Raw genomic sequence first — 13,757 nt, forward strand, 5'->3', positions numbered from 1 at the left:
CCCGAGCCGCCCTACGCCCGCGGTGACACCACCGCGCCCAGCAGTCCGGGCCCGGCGTGCGCGCCGATCACTGCCCCGACCTCGCTGACATGCAGCTCCCCCAGCCCCGGCACATGTTCGCGCAGCCAGTCGGCGAGCGCATCCGCCCGCTCCGGCGCCGCCAGGTGGTGCACGGCGATGTCGACCTGGCCGCTGCCCGCGCGCTCCGCGACGATCTCCTGCAGCCGCCCGATCGCCTTCGACGCGGTGCGGACCTTTTCCAGGAGTTCGATGCGGCCGCCGTCGAGCTGCAGCAGCGGCTTGACGGCGAGCGCGGAGCCGAGCAGCGCCTGCGCGGCGCCGATCCGGCCGCCGCGGCGCAGGTAGTCCAGCGTGTCGACGTAGAAAAAGGCGGAGGTGCCCGCGGCCCGCTTCTCCGCCGCCGTGACCGCCTCGTCGACGGTGCCGCCGGCGTCGGCGGCCTCCGCCGCGGCGAGCGCGCAGAACCCGAGGGCCATGGCCACCATCCCGGTGTCCACGACGCGCACCGGGACCGGGGCCTGCCGCGCGGCCATGACCGCGGCGTCGTACGTCCCGGAGAACTCGGCGGACAGATGCAGCGAGACGATGCCGGTGGCGCCGGACTCGGCGACCTTGCGGTAGGTCTCGGCGAACAGCTCCGGGCTCGGTCTCGACGTCGTCACCGAGCGGCGCTTCTGCAGCGCCTCGGCGACCGAGCGGGCGGAGATCTCCGTACCCTCCTCGAGCGCCCGATCGCCCAGGACCACGGTCAGCGGCACCGCCGTGATGCTGTGGCGCTCCATCGTCCGCTGCGGCAGGTAGGCCGTTGAATCGGTGACGATCGCGACATGGCGGGACATGCACCGGAGATTACCCGCAGGGGCCCGTCGGTGGCAGCCCGGCCCCCGTCGGCCGGCCGCCGACCGGTGTCCGTCGGCCAGGGATCAAGTCGTGCTCTCGGGACGGGGTTTCTTCTGCCACGGATACACCGGCCGCACACCTGGCGGAGTGATCGCCTGCCGTGTGGGCTCCTGAACCATACCGGTGTCCTCGGCGGCTCGTGGAGCTGCCTGCGGAGCGGTCCGCGTGCCGTCCTCCGTCGTCCAGTGCCGCAGCGCCCCGGCCTCCAGGTCGATCTGCGCGCTGAGCGCGTCCAGGTCGTCGCCCGCGAAGCGGCTGGCCCGGTCCCGGGCCGCGTGCCGCAGCGCGTCGGCGGACGCCGTGATCTGCTCCGTGCGTGCCCTCAGATCCGGCAGCAGGCGCCTGACGTGGGCCTTGTCGGGCTCGCTCTCCAGGCGCTTGAGCTCGGCGTCCAGCTCATGCCCGTGCGCGCTCAGGCGCTGGAAAAGGCCGAGAGACTCCTTGAGCGTGGTGTCCTCGGCCACGCGCGCGTGCAGCGAGTCCTGGGTGGCCCGCATGGAGGTGCGCAGCTTCAGACGCAGCTGCGCCAGCTCGCTCGCCGCCCCGGGCTGGGCGAAGGTCCTGGCCCGCAGCGTGGTGTCCTCCACGGTGCGCCGGGCCTGCGCGACCGTGCGGTCCACCCCGCGCTTGGCGGCGCCGACCGCCTTCACCGTCGCGTACGCGCCGAGCGCGAGAAACGCGATGAAGATCAGCGCCACGATCACCAGCACAGCTTCCACGGCGCTCCTCCGATTCGTCCGTCCACCCCGTTGTCCCGCCTCTCCACCGTAAACGGAGCGGGCAGGCCAGGGGTTCCATCAGAACCCCCAACCTGCCCGTAGGGAACAACCCTGAGTGCCTACGCGGGCACGATGTTCACCAGCTTCGGCGCCCGCACGATCACCTTGCGGATGCCGGCGCCGTCCAGCGCCGCGATGACCTTCTCGTCGGCCAGGGCGACCTTCTCCAGTTCCTCGTCCGAGATCGACGGGGCGACCTCCAGGCGGGCCTTGACCTTGCCCTTGATCTGCACGACGCAGGTCACGGACTCGTCGACGACGTACTCGGGGTCGGCGACGGGGAAGTCCCGGTGGACGACGGAGTCGGTGTGGCCCAGCTTGCGCCACAGCTCCTCGGCGACGTGCGGGGCCAGCGGCGCGACCAGCAGCACCAGGCTCTCGGCGACGGACCGCGGCAGCGCGCCGCCCGCGTAGGACTTGACCAGGTGGTTGTTCAGCTCGGTGACCTTGGCGATGGCGGTGTTGAAGCGCATGCCGTCCAGGTCGCCGCGCACGCCGTCGATCGCCTTGTGCAGGGCGCGCAGCGTGGCCACGTCGATGTCCGCCTCGGGCACGTCCACGACGGTGACCTCGCCGGTCGCCTCGTCGACGATGTTGCGCCACAGCCGCTGCAGCAGGCGGAACTGGCCGACCACCGCGCGCGTGTCCCACGGCCGCGACACGTCCAGCGGCCCCATCGCCATCTCGTACAGGCGCAGCGTGTCCGCGCCGTACTCGGCGCAGATCTCGTCCGGCGTGACCGCGTTCTTCAGGGACTTGCCCATCTTGCCCAGCAGGCGGCTGACCTTCTCGCCCTGGTAGTAGTACGCGCCGTCGCGCTCCTCCACCTCGGCGGCCGGTACGGCGATACCGCGCGCGTCCCGGTAGACGTAGGCCTGGATCATGCCCTGGTTGAACAGCTTGTGGAACGGCTCGGCCGAGGAGACGTGGCCCAGGTCGAACAGCACCTTCGACCAGAAGCGGGCGTACAGCAGGTGCAGCACGGCGTGCTCGGCACCGCCCACGTACAGGTCGACACCGCCGGTGGGCATGCCCTCGCGGGGGCCCATCCAGTACTGCTCGATCTGCGGGTCGACCAGCTTGTCGCTGTTGTGCGGGTCCAGGTAGCGCAGCTCGTACCAGCACGAACCCGCCCAGTTGGGCATGGTGTTGGTCTCGCGGCGGTACTTCTTGGGGCCGTCGCCCAGGTCCAGCGTGACGTGGACCCACTCCTCGTTGCGCGACAGCGGCGTCTCGGGCTGCGTGTCGGCGTCGTCCGGGTCGAACGTGCGCGGGCTGTAGTCCTCGACCTCGGGCAGCTCCAGCGGCAGCATCGACTCGGGCAGCGCATGCGCGACGCCGTCCTCGTCGTAGACGATCGGGAAGGGCTCGCCCCAGTAGCGCTGGCGGCTGAACAGCCAGTCGCGCAGCCGGAAGTTCACGGTGCCGTGGCCGATGCCCTTGCGGGCCAGCCACTCGGTCATCCGGGCCTTGGCGTCGGCGACGCCGAGGCCGTCCAGGCTGATCTCGTCGCTCGCGGAGTTGACCAGCTTCGCCTCGTACGCGACGAACGCGTCGTCCCACGCGGCCGGGTCGGTGCCGCGGTCGTCCGACGGCTCGACGACGCAGCGCATCGGCAGCTCGAAGGCGCGCGCGAAGGCGAAGTCACGGGCGTCGTGCGCCGGGACGGCCATGATCGCGCCGGTGCCGTAGCCCATCAGCACGTAGTCGGCGATGAAGACGGGGACCTGGTCGCCGCTGACCGGGTTGATCGCGTACGCGCCGGTGAAGACGCCGGTCTTGTCCTTGGCCTCGGCCTGGCGCTCGACGTCGGACTTCGAGGCGGCCTGCTTGCGGTACGCGGCGACGGCCTCGGCGGGCGTCGCGTGACCGCCCGTCCACACCTCGTGGGTGCCCTCGGGCCAGGCGGCCGGGACGATCTTCTCCACCAGGTCGTGCTCGGGCGCCAGCACCATGTAGGTGGCGCCGAACAGGGTGTCCTGGCGGGTCGAGAAGACGGTGATCGCCTCCTCGCCGGAACCGGAGCCGGCCGGGACCGCGAAGTCGATCCGGGCGCCCTCGGAGCGGCCGATCCAGTTGCGCTGCTGCAGCTTGATCGCCTCGGGCCAGTCCAGGCCGTCCAGGTCGTCCAGCAGGCGGTCCGCGTAGGCGGTGATGCGCATGTTCCACTGGCGCAGCTTCGCCTTGAAGACGGGGAAGTTGCCGCGCTCGGAGCGGCCGTCGGCGGTGACCTCCTCGTTGGCCAGGACGGTGCCCAGGCCGGGCGCCCAGTTCACGGGCGCGTCGGAGGCGTACGCCAGGCGGTACGCGCTCAGGACGTCGGCCCGCTCGACCTGGGTCAGCTCGGTCCAGGCGCGGCCGTCCTCAACGGCGCGCTCGCCGGTCTCGAACTGCTTGACCAGGTCGGCGATCGGACGGGCCTTCTTCAGGTCGTCGTCGTACCAGGAGTTGAAGATCTGCAGGAAGATCCACTGCGTCCACTTGTAGTACTCCGGGTCGATCGTGGCGAACGACCGGCGCTTGTCGTGGCCCAGGCCCAGGCCGCGCAGCTGCGCCTTCATGTTCTCCATGTTGGCCTCGGTCGACGTGCGCGGGTGGGTGCCCGTCTGCACGGCGTACTGCTCGGCCGGCAGGCCGAACGCGTCGAAGCCCAGGGTGTGCAGCACGTTGTGCCCGGTCATGCGCTGGAAGCGGGCGTAGACGTCCGTGGCGATGTAGCCCAGCGGGTGGCCGACGTGCAGGCCCGCACCCGAGGGGTACGGGAACATGTCCATGATGAACTTCTTGGGGCGGGCGGCGATCGCCCTGGCTTCCTCGGAGTCACCGGCCAGGTCGCCCGTCGGGTTGGGCGCCTCGTACGTGCCGTCGGCGTCCCAGAAGTCCTGCCAGCGTGCCTCGATGTCGGCGGCCATGGCCGCCGTGTAGCGGTGCGGCGCGACCGCCGCCTCGGAAGGGGCGGCGGTATTCGTCTCGCTCATGATCCTCAAAGCTCCATCGATCGTCTCTGCCGCGGCCTGTGCCTGGGAAATGAAAAAGCCCCTCGCACAGGAGGGGACGCCGCGCCGATTCCGACCTCACGCCCTGGGGGGCGGGTCGGGACTGATCAGCGCGGCTCGCTAAGCAGAAGGCGTACGGCACGCATGGCGTCAGGGTACCGCAGGCCCCGCGCGGGCCGCGACGGGCTTCCACGCGCCCCACCCAGGGCCAAGGGTTACTCCGCGTACCGGCCGCTATCGGGGCAACACAAATACCGGGCTTCCTCTAGATAACGGCGAGATAACTCAAACCTCGTACTGGCTGGTATTCATCGACCTAGAGTGCGGGCTGTGGGTCCACTGTGCCGAACCATTCGGAGTCGCCCCCATGAACCCTCGAACCCCTCACAGCCTGAACTCCCTTTTCACACAGCGGAGTTCACGCACTACTGGTAGCAGCCGCCGCGCGACAACGGGGGTGTTGTGCGCGGCGGTCCTTCTGCTCATCCCTGTGGTCGTGGTCACAGGGAGCGACGCCTTCCGGGCGGCGCTCGACTTCACCACGGGCGTGCTGTCCCTGGTCTCCCTCACGGCGTCCGTCGTATGGGGCCTGGTCGCCTCGGACCGGCTGTTCCTGACCTCCCGGCAGCGACTGCTCGCCCAGGGCGTCCACCGGGCCACCGCGGTCGCCTCGCTGGGCTTCCTGCTGCTGCACGTCAGCGTGAAGGTGGCGCTGGCCCATGTGACCCTCATCGGGGCGCTGGTCCCCTTCGGGGCGGGCGTCACGGGCAGCAGCGGGCTGATCGGCATCGGAGTGCTCGCCGGGCTGCTCATGGTGACCACAGGCGTCACCGGCGCGCTGCGCAGCTCGATGGCCTCCCCCGCACGACTCGCCGCGCGCTGGCGCGCGACCCACATGCTCGCCTATCCGGCGTGGTGCATGGCCCTGATGCACGGCCTGTATGCGGGGCGGCCACCGAAGACGTACGTGGTGGTCCTGTACTGCCTGTGCCTGCTCGCGGTCGCCGGCGCGGTGGGCCTGCGGGCGGCGCCCCGCTCGGTCAAGCGCAAGGTGGCGGCCCGCATTCTCGCCTTCCTGGATCCGGGGCCGCGCACCGCGCGTGACGCGGCACGGGACGCGGACCGCGGCATGACACGCGACGTGGCCGCACAGCCGCTGCCCGCCACCGAGGCCCCGGCCCGCCCGGCGCCCGCACCGGCCGGCGTCGGCTTCGCGGCCGCCTACCGTGCCGTCTCCGCGACTCCGCGCAGAGAGGCACCGACGTCTTCGCTCTCGCACACGGAGCCGCTGCAGGCCACCTATGTAGAGCCCACCTACGCCGCGCCCCTCGAACCCGCACCCACCCAGCGCTGGCCCGCTCCGTCGCCCCCGCCCCCGGCCGAGGCGCCGCCTTCCGCGTACGACCCCACGTACGACACGCCTTACGGAGGCGTCCCCTCGTACGACGCCACATACGAGAGCAGCAACTCCTCGTACGGAGAGAAGCCGTACGGAGAGAAGCCGTACGGGGAGAGGCCATACGGAGACAAGTACGACGGCACGTTCGCTGACAACGAGCCACCCACCGAACCGCTCCCCGGCCCTTTCCAGGCCCCCTCGTCGGGTGAGCCCTGGACCACGCCCTACGGAGGCACGCAGTGAACACGGCGCTGCCCGACGTCCCCGAAGTCCGCGTCGTCGGACTTCCTCAGCTCACGTCGGGGTTCGACCTCGTGGAGCGGCTCGACCTCGACATGCATCTCAAGGTGCACGGCCCGCTGGAACCCATGGCGGGCGAGTCGCTCGCGCAGCTGGCCCAGGCGGTGTCGCTGCGCGGCCGGGGCGGCGCGGGTTTCCCCTTCGCCAAGAAGCTGCGCGCGGTCGCCGAGTCGGCGATCCGGCGCGGTGTACGCCCCGTGGTCGTCGTCAACGGCAGCGAGGACGAGCCCGCCTGCCGCAAGGACACCGTCCTCATCAACCGGGCCCCCCACCTGATCCTGGACGGCGCCCTGCTGGTCGCCGAGGCGATCGGCGCGCGCACGCTCGTCGTGGGTGTGACCCGTGACTCCACGGAGGCGTCGATGCAGGCGGCCCTCGCCGAGCGCGGTCTGTCGAACCGGCGCAATTCCCCGCTTCGCGCGCGCGTGCAGCGCAACCCGGTGCGGATGGTGACCGGCGAGTCCTCCGCGCTGATCCGCTCGGCGGACGGCGGTCCGCCGATGCCGCCGGGCCGCAAGGTGCGTGCCTCGGACTCCGGGGTGGGCGGCGCCCCCACGCTCCTGTCGAACGCGGAGACCTTCGCCCAGCTCGCCGTCGCCGCTCGCACGGGCCCTGAGCGGTACTGCCGCACCGGCCTGCACGACGAGCCCGGCACCGTCCTGCTGACGCTCTCCGGCGCCGTCGCCCGCCCCATGGTCCTGGAGGTGCCCTCCGGCGTCCCGTTGCGCTACGTCCTCCAGCTGGCGGGCGCTCCCCCGCTCCCCCAGGGGGTCCTCACGGGCGGCTATCACGGGAAGTGGCTGGACGGGGTCGGCGCGCAGGACGCGATCGTCTCCCGTGCGTCCCTGGAGGCGTGCGGGGGCGCTCTGGGCGCGGGGGCGATCCTGCCGATCGGCCCGGACACCTGCCCGCTCGGCGAAGCCCTGAAGGTGGCGCAGTGGCTGGCCTCGGAGAGCGCGGGCCAGTGCGGGCCCTGCTATCTGGGCCTGCCGGCGGCGGCGCGCGGCCTGGAGGACGTCCTGAACGGTGGCGGGCCCACCGCCCTGGAGGCGTTGCGCCAGGTCACCCGCGCGGTGAAGCGGCGCGGGGCGTGCAAGCACCCCGACGGTTCCGCGGCGTTCATCGAGTCGACGGTCTCGGCGTTCACCGACGATCTGGCGGCACACGTGCTGGGCGCCGGCTGCGGCCGACCGGTGCGCGGGGTGCTGCCGCTGCACACGGAGGCGCCGGCGAGCACGGCGCCCAGCGGCAAGCGGCTCGCCGTCGACTGGACGCTGTGCCGGGGCCACGGCCTGTGCGCGGACATCGTGCCGGAGCTGATCCAGCTGGGCCCGGACGGCTTCCCGGCGGTCGCGGACGCGGTGGTGCCGCGCTACTCGGAGGCCAACGCCGTACGCGCCGTGCGGCGCTGCCCCGCGCTGGCCCTGCGCGTCGAGGAGGACGCGGCCGCGCTGCCGCCCCGGCCGGCACTCCCGCCCGCGCTGCCGCCGGGCCGCAGCCGGGCGCGCAAGTAGGCGCCGGAGACACGGGCGGCAAGCGAGGCAAGGGCAACAAGGGCAGCAAGGGAGGGGACACACGAAAGCGGGCCATCCGATCGGATGGCCCGCTTCACATCACTGTGGAGCTAAGGAGAATTGAACTCCTGACCTCCTGCATGCCATGCAGGCGCTCTACCAACTGAGCTATAGCCCCTTGCTGTGCTCCGCCCGGTTTTCCTGTCGGTTTCCCCGGCGGCGACGCCAACATTACACGGTCCCCCAGGTGCATCACCAAATCGTTTCCCATCTGCCCCGCTCTGTACGGAAAGAGGACGGATAGGGCCACTAGGGTCGCCTGACGTGACCGCCCTCGCCCTGCCCCGCGCCCATCGCCGTGTGCCCGCGGCCCTGGCCGTCTGCCTGCTCTCCTTCGTGAGCTTCTGGATCGCCCAGCGGGCCGCCCATGTCTCGATGATCGACTTGATGGTCTACAGAGCGGAGGGGGCGACCGCGAGAGCGGGTGGCGACTTGTATGCGCTGCGGGCGACTCATGCCCGGCTGCCCACCACCTATCCGCCGTTCGCCGCGCTGTTGTTCATTCCGCTGACGTTCCTGGATGTCGTCACGCTGCGCGCTACGGCGACCGTCGCGAACCTCGCTCTCCTTGTCGCCTTCGTGCAGTTGTCCTTACGGCTCGTGGGGCGGCACGCGCGCGTGGAGCACGCCTTGTGGGTGGCCGCGGGCGCCGTGTGGTGCGAGCCGGTGTGGACGACGCTGCGCTACGGGCAGGTCAATCTCCTGCTGGCGGTGCTGGTCCTGTGGGATCTCACGCGGCGACCGGGGCACCGGTGGGCGGGTGCGGGGATCGGGGTCGCGGCGGCGGTCAAGCTGACGCCGGCGCTGTTCGCCGTCTTCCTGGTGTGTACGGGAATCACGCTGGCGGTGACCAGGCGGGGGGCCTGGTGGCCGTGGCTGCGGGCCGCGTGCGTGGCGGTGTGCGCGTTCCTCGGTGCCACGGCGCTGGCCGCCGTGGCACTGCCGTACGACTCCCGCCGCTTCTGGACCCGGATGGTCTTCGAGGCGAGCCGGGTGGGACATGCCGAGGAGACCGCGAACCAGTCGCTGCGCGGCGTCCTGGCCCGGCTGCTGCACACCGGCGACCCGAGCCCGTGGTGGGCCCTGGCAGCCGCCGTGACGGGCGCTCTCGGCCTCGCGGTGGCCGTCGCGGCGGCTCTGCGCGGACGGCGCGCCCAGGCCGTGGTGGCGTGCGCGACGACGGCGCTCCTGGTCAGTCCGGTCTCCTGGTCGCACCACTGGGTGTGGTGCGTGCCGCTGGTCCTGCTGGTGTGGGAGTCGGGCCGCCGGCGTACCGCCGCCGTCATGGCGGCACTGTTCTGCTCGTACGCGGTGTGGTGGGTGCCGCACGGCTCGGGCAGGCCCGAACTGCACCAGAACATGGAGCAGTCGGCGCTGTCGGCGCTCTACGTAGGAGCGGCGTACGCCTTCCTGGTGTACTCCGGGGTCAGGCTGTGGCGAACGAGTAGAACCGCTTGAGGGTGCAGTGCTCGTCGAGGAGGCGGCCGTAGATCGGCTCGCCCTCCAGTTCCCGATACGTCTCGATCGGGTCGCCCTTTATGATCAGCGCCCGCGCGCACTCCTCGCACCAGTACTGGTAGTCCGGGTTCACCGGCTCCATGTCGCGCACGATGGGCGTACCGCTGCCGCACCAATCGCACTTCCTCCTGTGTGCACCCATCGATCAGCTCCAGAGGTGGCCGCAGGCCGTGCACACGTACGAGATCCCGCCGTTGTCGCCCAGCATCTGGGCGACGTGGCGGGAGCCGCAGGACGGACAGTTGAGGAGAACGTCCCCGGCAGCAAGGGGGACGTCGCCGGAGGTACGGGGCGGGGCCGGGGGCTCGGCGGGTATCACTGCCACGCCGAGGAGGCGGTCGGCCTCCTCGTTGATGCTCAAGGGCATCGCGCACTCCCTCCCGTCGGGCCGTCTTCGTCGGTCGGACGCAGCCCCCATCCGGCCGTCCGATTCTGCCACGGCCGGAGCAATACGGTCAGCGACGCCTGCGTACCAGTCCGGACACGGCACCCAGGAGAGCCGCCCCGGCCAGCGCATAAGCGCACATCAGGAGGGCGTCCGCAGATGTATACGCCCCAGGAGCCTCCGACGCCTCAAGGCGGTTGAGGAAAAGTGCGCCGAAAGCGGCGACCCCGACGAGTTGGCCGAGTTGTGTGACGGTGGCGAGCAGCCCGCTGGCGTCGGCCGCGTCCTGCGGCCGCACCGTCGCCAGGGCCTTCGTGAGCGTCGGGCTGAAGCCGAGCGCGAGGCCCGCGCCGATCGCCACGAAGGAGACGTAGAGCCAGAATCCGCCGCCGTCCCCGCCGCGCAGCGCGAGCCCGGTGCCGAGCGCCCCCGCCGCCGCGAGGACGAACCCGCCCGGGATCAGGGCCGGTTGCAGGCGTGCGGGCCAGCGCCGCCAGGTCAGTCCGACCGCGCCGAACACGACGGCGGTGGGCGCGAACGTCAGCCCGGCGCGCAGCGCGCTGTAGCCGAGGCCGCTCTGTACGTGGAGGGTCAGCGCGAAGAGGTAGCCGGCGTTGACGGCCATCCCGGCGAGGATCCGCAGGACGGCGAGGCCGATGCCGGGCACGCGCAGTACCCGCGGCGCGATCAGCGGTGCGCCGCCGCGCCGCGCCAGGGCGGCCTCGTAGCCGCAGAACAGGGCGAACACCACGACGGAAGCGGCCAGGCACAGCCAGGACCACAGCGGCCAGCCCTCTTCCTGGCCGAGCACGAGCGGCACGGTGAGCAGCGAGACGGCCCCGCCGAGCAGCACGAGCCCCGGCAGGTCGAGCGGCCGCGCGCTCCCCGCCCGGCGCGCACCGTCGCGGGGCAGTTCCCGTCGCCCGAGGACGAGCAGGGCCAGGCCGACGGGCACGTTGACGAGGAACACCGAGCGCCAGCCGGTGCCGAACAGATCGGCGCTGACCAGCACCCCGCCGAGCACCTGCCCGGCCGCGGCGCCCACGGCGAGCACGGCTGCGTACGCGCCGAGGGCCCGGGTGCGGGAGTCCCCGGTGAAGTGGCGCTGGATGAGGCTGAGCACCTGCGGGATCATCAGCGCCGCCCCCGCGCCCTGCAGCATGCGGAACGCGATCAGCTCGCCGCTGCTCCGCGCCAGTCCGCAGGCGAGCGAGGCCGCGGTGAACACCGCGAGCCCGCCGAGCACGGCCCGGCGGTGCCCGAACAGGTCGCCGAGCCGCGCGCCGGTGATCAGCAGCACGGCGTACGTGATGGTGTATCCGGCGATGACGAGCTGCAGTGCGGCGCCGGACGCGTCGAGTTCGCTGCGCATCGTGGGTGCGGCGACGTTCACGATGAACACGTCGAGGACCGCCATGAACTGGGCGATGAGCACCACGGCGAGCAGCCGCCCGCGACCGGGCGCGGTGCTGTTGTCAGTGCCAGGGGCTTTACTGGATCCGGGAGTTGGGGAACGCGGGCTTTCCGGGGTGGTCGTCGTCATGGCTGGAGCCTGACGCCGATCGGATACGGGTGCCGAGAGCCCGCTGATGCTGGTACTGGCAGCACCCGGTACGTGCCTTCCGGGGCACCGCGCCGGCGCACACGATGGGGGATGTGACGACGATGACCGCGACGGACCGCACGGCAGCGCGCACGCACGACCGCCGCAGGCCCGAGCTGGCCGCCTTTCTGCGCGGCCGCCGGGCCAGAGTGACTCCGCAGGACGTCGGCATGCCGCCGGGCCCGCGCCGGCGCACGCCCGGTCTGCGCCGCGAGGAGGTCGCCCAGCTCTCCGGTGTCGGCGTCACCTGGTACACGTGGCTGGAGCAGGGCCGCCCCATCAACGCCTCTCCGCAGGTCCTGGACGCGGTGGCGCGGACGCTGCGGCTCGACCGGCTGGAGCGGGAGCACCTGTACCAGTTGGCGGGGGTGCCGTTCGCCTCGGCGCCGGAGTCCGGGCCGAGCACGGTCGCGGCGGACGTGCAGGGCATTCTCGACGCCCTCGACCCGCTCCCGGCGGTGGTGTACAACGCGCGCTACGACCTGCTGGCCACGAACCTCGCGTACCGCCTGCTCTTCCGGGTCTCACGGGACCTGAGGGATCCCACCACTCAGCGGGTCGCCAATGCGATGTGGACGCTGTTCGTCGCTCCGGACGAGCTGTGCCCGCTGCTCTTCCGCGAGAGCGAGCTGCCCGTGATGGTGGCGATCCTGCGCTCGGCGTACGGGCGCCATGTGGGCGAGCCCGTATGGGAGGAGTTCATCCACGCCCTGTCCGGGGCCAGCGACTGCTTCGCCGAGCTGTGGCGCAGCGGCGACGTCGCGCCGCCCGGGCGGTACGTCAAGACGTTCCGGCACCAGGAGCTCGGTGACGAGCTGCGGATGACGTCGACGTCGCTGACGATCGACAACATGCCGGAGTGCCGGATCGTCGCGTACTCGCCGGCGGACGAGGAGACCCGCGCGCTGCTGGGAAGACTGCGCGCGGACAACGAAAGATCCCGCCCCTGACGGGACGGGATCTTCGATTCCTGTGGAGCTAAGGAGAATTGAACTCCTGACCTCCTGCATGCCATGCAGGCGCTCTACCAACTGAGCTATAGCCCCTTGCTGTGCTCTTCCCCCCGGTGTTTTCCCCGGCGGGCCGAACAAGAAGAACTTTAGCCTGCGACCTGCCGGAAAGTGAAATCCGGTCCCCGCGGCCCACGGGGACCGGCTCAGTCGTCGTCGCCGAGGACCGGCTCGGGCAGCGTGCCGGCGTTGTGCTCGAGCAGCCGCCAGCCGCGCGCGCCCTCGCCGAGGACGGACCAGCAGCAGTTCGACAGACCGCCGAGCCCCTCCCAGTGGTGGGACTCCAGGCCCAGGAGGCGACCGATGGTGGTGCGGATGGTGCCGCCGTGGCTGACCACGACGAGCAGGCCGTTGTCCGGCAGCTTGTCCGCGTGCCGCAGCACGACGGGCGCGGCCCGGTCGGCGACCTCGGTCTCCAGTTCGCCGCCGCCGCGGCGCACCGGCTCGCCGCGCTTCCACGCGGCGTACTGCTCGCCGTACCGCGCGATGATCTCGTCGTGCGTCAGGCCCTGCCACTCACCGGCGTACGTCTCGCGCAGACCCTCGTCGTGCGTGATGTCGAGGCCGGTCAGGGCGGACAGCTCGCCCGCGGTGGCCGCGGCCCGCTTGAGGTCGGAGGCGACGATGGCGTCCGGCTTCAGCGAGGCGAGCAGCCGGGCGGCGCGGCGGGCCTGGGCGACGCCGGCCTCGGTCAGCTCGATGTCCGTGGTGCCCTGGAAGCGGCGCTCCAGGTTCCAGGACGTCTGGCCGTGGCGCCACAGGACGACCCGGCGGCCCCGGTGGGAGCCGCTGGTCAAAGGACCTCACCGCCGAGCTCGCGGATGTCCTCCGCGTCCTCCGCGGCCTGCTCGCGCTGGGCGTGCTCCGCGCCCTTGCCGCGGGTGGCCTTGGCGTCGGCGGGCAGGTCCAGCTCGGGGCAGTCCTTCCAGAGGCGCTCGAGGGCGTAGAAGACGCGCTCCTCGCTGTGCTGGACGTGGACGACGATGTCGACGTAGTCGAGCAGGATCCAGCGGGCGTCGCGGTCGCCCTCGCGGCGGACCGGCTTGCTGCCGAGCTCCTTGCTCAGCCGCTCCTCGATCTCGTCGACGATCGACTTGACCTGGCGGTCGTTGGGCGCGGAGGCCAGCAGGAAGGCGTCCGTGATGGACAGCACGTCGCTGACGTCGTAGGCGATGATGTCGTGCGCGAGCTTGTCGGCGGCCGCCTGTGCGGCGACGGTGATGAGCTCGAGGGAACGGTCAGTGGCGGTCACTACAAGGCTTTCGGTCGGCG

General features: G+C 71.7%; 12 protein-coding genes and 2 tRNA genes. 4 read left to right on the forward strand and 10 right to left on the reverse strand.

All coding sequences use genetic code 11. The features are described 5' to 3' along the window. Window positions 1-11: 11 nt before the first annotated feature. From ACVHNB_RS33985 to leuS, 3 genes are all read right to left on the reverse strand, one after another. Entirely contained in the window at window positions 12-860 is an 849-nt protein-coding gene (locus ACVHNB_RS33985) for a DegV family protein (RefSeq protein ID WP_428954742.1), read from the reverse strand. 84 nt (window positions 861-944) lie between these two features. Further along, a complete protein-coding gene (locus ACVHNB_RS33990) occupies window positions 945-1,640 on the reverse strand; it encodes a hypothetical protein (RefSeq protein ID WP_456226644.1) in 696 nt (231 codons plus the stop codon). 119 nt (window positions 1,641-1,759) lie between these two features. Continuing rightward, window positions 1,760-4,678: a leucine--tRNA ligase gene (leuS, locus tag ACVHNB_RS33995; RefSeq protein WP_456226645.1), complete on the reverse strand. Its 2,919-nt coding sequence runs from the start codon at window positions 4,676-4,678 to the stop codon at window positions 1,760-1,762. 514 nt (window positions 4,679-5,192) lie between these two features. On the opposite strand from leuS, the gene ACVHNB_RS34000 reads away from it, so the two are divergent. Beyond that, window positions 5,193-6,338 carry a cytochrome b/b6 domain-containing protein gene (locus tag ACVHNB_RS34000; RefSeq protein WP_456226646.1) on the forward strand — a complete coding sequence of 382 codons (1,146 nt, stop codon included), beginning with the start codon at window positions 5,193-5,195 and terminating at the stop codon, window positions 6,336-6,338. Further along, window positions 6,335-7,909, forward strand: coding sequence for an NADH-ubiquinone oxidoreductase-F iron-sulfur binding region domain-containing protein (locus ACVHNB_RS34005; RefSeq protein WP_428954738.1), 1,575 nt, complete (start codon window positions 6,335-6,337; stop codon window positions 7,907-7,909). Before ACVHNB_RS34000 ends, ACVHNB_RS34005 begins: the two co-directional genes overlap by 4 nt. A 105-nt stretch (window positions 7,910-8,014) precedes the next feature. Here the strand turns inward: ACVHNB_RS34005 and ACVHNB_RS34010 are convergent. Continuing rightward, window positions 8,015-8,087, reverse strand: a tRNA-Ala gene (locus ACVHNB_RS34010). Between the two features lie 146 nt (window positions 8,088-8,233). Between ACVHNB_RS34010 and ACVHNB_RS34015 the strand changes: the two genes are divergently transcribed. Beyond that, window positions 8,234-9,427, forward strand: a complete 1,194-nt coding sequence (locus ACVHNB_RS34015; protein ID WP_456226647.1) for a glycosyltransferase 87 family protein — start codon at window positions 8,234-8,236, stop codon at window positions 9,425-9,427. Here the strand turns inward: ACVHNB_RS34015 and ACVHNB_RS34020 are convergent. From ACVHNB_RS34020 to ACVHNB_RS34030, 3 genes are all read right to left on the reverse strand, one after another. Then, window positions 9,396-9,629, reverse strand: coding sequence for a hypothetical protein (locus ACVHNB_RS34020; protein ID WP_016643127.1), 234 nt, complete (start codon window positions 9,627-9,629; stop codon window positions 9,396-9,398). The two genes, ACVHNB_RS34015 and ACVHNB_RS34020, sit on opposite strands and share 32 nt — an antisense overlap. A gap of 3 nt (window positions 9,630-9,632) precedes the next feature. Beyond that, window positions 9,633-9,854 carry a hypothetical protein gene (locus tag ACVHNB_RS34025; RefSeq protein ID WP_428954736.1) on the reverse strand — a complete coding sequence of 74 codons (222 nt, stop codon included), beginning with the start codon at window positions 9,852-9,854 and terminating at the stop codon, window positions 9,633-9,635. Window positions 9,855-9,942: 88 nt separating this feature from the next. After that, window positions 9,943-11,307: an MFS transporter gene (locus ACVHNB_RS34030; RefSeq protein ID WP_456228984.1), complete on the reverse strand. Its 1,365-nt coding sequence runs from the start codon at window positions 11,305-11,307 to the stop codon at window positions 9,943-9,945. 212 nt (window positions 11,308-11,519) lie between these two features. Between ACVHNB_RS34030 and ACVHNB_RS34035 the strand changes: the two genes are divergently transcribed. Continuing rightward, a complete protein-coding gene (locus tag ACVHNB_RS34035) occupies window positions 11,520-12,425 on the forward strand; it encodes a helix-turn-helix transcriptional regulator (protein WP_428954734.1) in 906 nt (301 codons plus the stop codon). 23 nt (window positions 12,426-12,448) lie between these two features. On the opposite strand, the gene ACVHNB_RS34040 is transcribed toward ACVHNB_RS34035, so the two are convergent. From ACVHNB_RS34040 to rsfS, 3 genes are all read right to left on the reverse strand, one after another. After that, window positions 12,449-12,521 (reverse strand) — tRNA-Ala (locus ACVHNB_RS34040). Window positions 12,522-12,631: 110 nt separating this feature from the next. After that, window positions 12,632-13,282: a histidine phosphatase family protein gene (locus ACVHNB_RS34045; RefSeq protein ID WP_428954733.1), complete on the reverse strand. Its 651-nt coding sequence runs from the start codon at window positions 13,280-13,282 to the stop codon at window positions 12,632-12,634. Continuing rightward, entirely contained in the window at window positions 13,279-13,737 is a 459-nt protein-coding gene (gene rsfS / locus ACVHNB_RS34050; RefSeq protein WP_428954732.1) for a ribosome silencing factor, read from the reverse strand. Before rsfS ends, ACVHNB_RS34045 begins: the two co-directional genes overlap by 4 nt. Between the last annotated feature and the right edge of the window lie 20 nt (window positions 13,738-13,757).

This window comes from Streptomyces sp. YJ-C3 (assembly GCF_053891275.1).